6 protein-coding genes are annotated in these 4,104 nt (G+C 65.1%); 1 reads left to right on the top strand and 5 read right to left on the bottom strand.

What is annotated here, in order from left to right:
• Positions 1-62: 62 nt before the first annotated feature.
• From AKL29_RS37720 to purC, 4 genes are read right to left on the bottom strand one after another with little or no spacing between them, the layout of a single operon-like run.
• Positions 63-1,025 carry a tripartite tricarboxylate transporter substrate-binding protein gene (locus AKL29_RS37720; RefSeq protein ID WP_050387670.1) on the bottom strand — a complete coding sequence of 321 codons (963 nt, stop codon included), beginning with the start codon at positions 1,023-1,025 and terminating at the stop codon, positions 63-65.
• 5 nt (positions 1,026-1,030) lie between these two features.
• A complete protein-coding gene (gene purQ / locus AKL29_RS37715; protein WP_050387669.1) occupies positions 1,031-1,732 on the bottom strand; it encodes a phosphoribosylformylglycinamidine synthase subunit PurQ in 702 nt (233 codons plus the stop codon).
• Between the two features lie 12 nt (positions 1,733-1,744).
• Positions 1,745-1,984 (bottom strand): phosphoribosylformylglycinamidine synthase subunit PurS, encoded by a 240-nt coding sequence (gene purS, locus AKL29_RS37710; RefSeq protein ID WP_026192985.1) that lies wholly within the window; start codon positions 1,982-1,984, stop codon positions 1,745-1,747.
• A gap of 15 nt (positions 1,985-1,999) precedes the next feature.
• On the bottom strand, positions 2,000-2,767 hold the full coding sequence (gene purC, locus AKL29_RS37705) for a phosphoribosylaminoimidazolesuccinocarboxamide synthase (RefSeq protein WP_016843454.1): 768 nt from the start codon (positions 2,765-2,767) through the stop codon (positions 2,000-2,002).
• A gap of 349 nt (positions 2,768-3,116) precedes the next feature.
• Between purC and AKL29_RS37700 the strand changes: the two genes are divergently transcribed.
• Complete coding sequence (locus AKL29_RS37700) at positions 3,117-3,440, top strand: DUF1476 domain-containing protein (protein WP_050387668.1); 324 nt, start codon at positions 3,117-3,119, stop codon at positions 3,438-3,440.
• A 29-nt stretch (positions 3,441-3,469) separates the two neighbouring features.
• Here the strand turns inward: AKL29_RS37700 and AKL29_RS37695 are convergent.
• Positions 3,470-4,104: substrate-binding domain-containing protein (locus AKL29_RS37695; RefSeq protein WP_244482643.1), on the bottom strand; the 635-nt coding region annotated here is incomplete at its 5' end.

Raw genomic sequence — 4,104 nt, 5'->3', positions numbered from 1 at the left:
AACCCGGAATCTCGAGATTCCGGGTTCGCGTCTAACGACGCCCCCGGAATGACCAACAAGAATTACTTTTTGTCGTCCGCCAGCAGGGCGCGGTATTTCGCGACGTCGCGGGTCACAAGCTGCTGCAGCACTTCGGGCGCGAGCTCATTGGCGTCGGGGGCGACGGTCGACAGGTCGGCGAAACGCTTCTTCACCGCCTCGCTCGCAACCGCGGTGCGCACGGCGGCGTTGAGCTTGGCGATGATCTCGGGCGGAGTGCCCTTGGGGGCGAACAGGCCGTTCCAGCCCTGCGCCTCGAATTCGGGCAGTCCGGCCTCGGCCGAGGTCGGCAGTTCGGGCAACGACGCAAGCCGTACCGTCGAGCCGACCACTACCGCCTTCACCAATTTGTCGTCGATCGCCTGCGACACCGAGGCTGCGGCATCGCAGACCCCGTCGATCTGGCTGCCGATCGCGTCCGTCAGCGCCAGCGCCGCGCCGCGATAGCCGACCAGCTGCACGTCGATGCCGGCGGCATGCACGAAACTCTTGCAGATCAGGTAATTCGAGGAGCCGACGCCGGCATGGCCGAGATTGACCTTGCCCGGGTTCTTCCTGGCGTAGTCGATGAATTCCTTGAGGTCCTTCGCCGGAAAATCCTTGCGCAGCGCGACGATGCCGAAGGTCTTGGCGACCACGGCGATCGGGGTAAAGGAGTCAGGCGTGAACGACAACTTCGGATAGATCGTGTAGGTCGCGGCGTTGGTGCCGGCATTGCCGATCGCGATGGTGTAGCCGTCCGGCTCGGCGCGCGCGGCGCGGGCGAGTGCGGTCGAGCCGCCGGCGCCGCCGACATTCTCGATGATGATGCTCTGGCCGAGCGCAGCGCCCATCTGGTCGGCCACCGCGCGGGCGATGACGTCGGAGGTGCCGCCGGCCGTGAACGGCACGATCATGGTGATCGGACGCTTCGGGAAGTCCTGGGCGTAGGCCGACGTCGCAAGCAGAAGCGCCGCAGCCGCGGCAACGCACCACCGCCGCAGCATGATCGTTACGCCGCCCTTTCGAATTGCTGGACCAGGCCCGCGAACAGGCCGCGGCCGTCGGTGCAGCCCATGATCTCTTCGACGTGGTTTTCCGGGTGCGGCATCATGCCGAGCACGTTGCCGCGCTCATTGACGATGCCGGCGATCGAATGCGCGGCGCCGTTCAGATTGGAGGCCTCGTCGACCACGCCCTCCGGCGAGCAGTAGCGGTACAGCACCCGCCCGTCGCCTTCGAGCCGCTTCAGCGTCTCTTCGTCCGCCTCGTAATTGCCTTCGCCGTGGGCCACCGGCACGCGGATCACCTGGCCGGCATTGTAGCCGCGGGTGAACGGGGTGTCGGAGCGCTCGACGCGCATATGCACGTCGCGGCAGATGAACTTCAGCCCCGCATTGCGCATCAGCACGCCCGGCAACAGCCCGGACTCGCAGAGGATCTGGAAGCCGTTGCAGACGCCGAGCACGAGCCCGCCCCTGGCGGCGAAGTCGCGCACCGCGTCCATCACGGGCGCGCGGGCCGCGATCGCGCCGCAGCGCAGGTAGTCGCCGTAGGAGAAGCCGCCGGGCACCACCACGAGGTCGGTGCCCTTGGGCAGCGAAGTCTCGGCGTGCCAGACCATCGCGGTCTCATTGCCGGATGCGAGCTTGAGCGCGCGCGCCATGTCGCGCTCGCGGTTGATGCCGGGGAAGACGAGGACGGCTGATTTCATGTGCGATGCGGCCTAGAGCAGTTCGACCCGATAGTTCTCGATCACGGTATTCGCCAGGAGCTTGTCGGCGGCGGCCTTCAGCGCCGCCTCCGCCTTGGCCTTGTCGGTCGCGGCGAGCTCGATGTCGAACACCTTGCCCTGGCGAACGCTGGCGACGCCATCGACGCCGAGCGATTTCAGCGCACCCTCGATCGCCTTGCCCTGCGGATCGAGGATGCCCGACTTCAATGTCACAGTCACACGTGCCTTCACGGTCGTCCCTTCAGCTTAACTCTTCACCAGCACCGGGCCGCTGCCGGCCGGCCGCTCGTTTTCAATCAGAATGCCGAGCCGCTTCGCGACCTCGGTATAGGCCTCGAGCAAGCCACCCAGATCCCTGCGGAAACGGTCCTTGTCGAGCTTCTCGTTCGACTTGATGTCCCACAGCCGGCAGGAGTCCGGCGAGATCTCGTCGGCGACGATGATCCGCATCATCTCGTTCTCGAACAGCCGTCCGCACTCCATCTTGAAGTCGACGAGGCGGATGCCGATGCCGAGGAAGAGGCCGGTCAGGAAGTCGTTGACGCGGATGGCCAGCGCCATGATGTCGTCGATCTCCTGGGGCGTCGCCCAGCCGAAGGCGGTGATGTGCTCTTCCGACACCATGGGGTCGTTGAGCTGGTCGTTCTTGTAATAGAACTCGATGATCGAGCGCGGCAGCTGGGTGCCCTCCTCGATCCCGAGCCGCTGCGACAGCGAGCCGGCGGCGACGTTCCGCACCACCACCTCGAGCGGCACGATCTCGACCTCGCGAATCAGCTGCTCGCGCATGTTGAGGCGGCGGATGAAGTGGGTCGGCACCCCGATGTCGTTGAGGTGCTGAAACAGGTACTCCGAAATCCGGTTGTTGAGGACGCCCTTGCCCTCGATCACCTGGTGTTTCTTGGCGTTGAATGCGGTCGCGTCGTCCTTGAAGTGCTGGATCAGGGTTCCCGGCTCGGGGCCTTCGTAAAGCACCTTGGCCTTGCCTTCATAAATACGGCGTCGACGGCTCATTGGGATGTACCGTGTTTTGTTGAAATCCATGGATTTGGGTGCTCCGGATGACTTGGGGTTACGACCCACGACGGAGCTGCCGCGGAGGCCTGGAACCTGGGCAATCCAACTGGAAACAGAACAAGAACCATGCCTGTTGGCAACCTATCCGATTGGCCCATCCAGCACAATCGATAGTGCCCCCTTGAGGGCACTTATACCGCCCTATCATAAAGGGCCGATTCCGCCAGTTTTGCCTGCGGCTTAACGGCTCGTTGTCTTGCCGATTCCTCCCACCTATCTAGGCAGGCATCGGGGCTGCCGCAACGCGCGGCGGCCCTCATTCAGCAAGGGAATTGGAACTTCAGCGATGAGCGAATTCAACAAGCGCGAGGAAGGTTTCGAGAAGAAGTTCGCCCTCGACGAGGAGCAGAAGTTCAAGGCTGAAGCCCGCCGGAACAAGCTACTCGGCCTGTGGGCTGCCGAGAAGCTCGGCATCACGGGCGATGCCGCCAGCGCCTATGCCAAGGAGGTGGTCGCCGCCGACTTCGAGGAAGCCGGGGACAATGACGTGCTGCACAAGGTTCTGAAGGACCTCACCGCCAAGGGTCAGCCCGCCACCGAGCGCGATATCCGCGCCAAGATGGACGAGCTGCTGGCGGTGGCCGCAGCGCAGGTCAAGGCGGGAAGCTGAGTTCCCGAGACACCCTACCAAGTCGACTTTTACGCGCGCCGGACACCGTTCCGGCGCGACGCGTTTGTGCCCCTCGCCTTGGTGAAGTCGGCACGGAGGATGTCGAGCAGGCGGCGTGAGGCGGCGCTGAGGAAACCGCCATGCCGCGTCACGGCGACGACCTCGTGACTTGCGGCGAGATCGCCGACGCGGATCGTCGCGATCCTGGAGCTACCCAATTCCTCCGCCGCATTGCTTTGTGACAGCAGCGCGATCCCGAGCCCGGCCTCGACCAGGCGCTTCTGCGCCGTCAGGCTGTCGACCGGCGTCCAGGCGACCTCGCCGAGCCCGTGCGTCAGGAACAGGGCGAAGACGTGCGATGCGGTGATTTCGCGGCGTCCCGGCACCTCTGGGAAGGCGATCCACCGCTCATCCCTGAGATCGGCAAGCTTGCCGACCCGGCGTCCCGCCAGCGGATGGTCCGGCGCGCAGACCACCCCGAGCGGCTCTGCAAACAGCACCTCGCAATCGAGGTCACGCGAGCGGTCGCGGTCGTAACGCAACCCGATCGTCGCCTCGCCGCGCCGGATCAGGTCGCTGACCTCGGCGCTGGTCGCGGTGCGCAGCGTCAGCGCAACGTCCGGGTGCCGGCGGGCAAAGCGCTTCAACACGTTCGAGAGCCGCT

The organism is Bradyrhizobium pachyrhizi (assembly GCF_001189245.1).
In the GTDB taxonomy this organism is placed as follows: Bacteria; Pseudomonadota; Alphaproteobacteria; order Rhizobiales; family Xanthobacteraceae; genus Bradyrhizobium; species Bradyrhizobium pachyrhizi.
Note: the sequence above shows the minus strand (reverse complement) of the source record. Positions and strands in the feature narration are given on the sequence as shown.

Excerpts from the sequence above, each read along its gene's own strand:
- AKL29_RS37720 (WP_050387670.1), bottom strand. The coding sequence starts at position 1,025 with ATGCTGCGGCGGTGGTGCGTTGCCGCGGCTGCGGCGCTTCTGCTTGCG.
- purQ (WP_050387669.1), bottom strand. The coding sequence starts at position 1,732 with ATGAAATCAGCCGTCCTCGTCTTCCCCGGCATCAACCGCGAGCGCGAC.
- purC (WP_016843454.1), bottom strand. The coding sequence starts at position 2,767 with ATGAGCCGTCGACGCCGTATTTATGAAGGCAAGGCCAAGGTGCTTTAC.
- AKL29_RS37700 (WP_050387668.1), top strand. The coding sequence starts at position 3,117 with ATGAGCGAATTCAACAAGCGCGAGGAAGGTTTCGAGAAGAAGTTCGCC.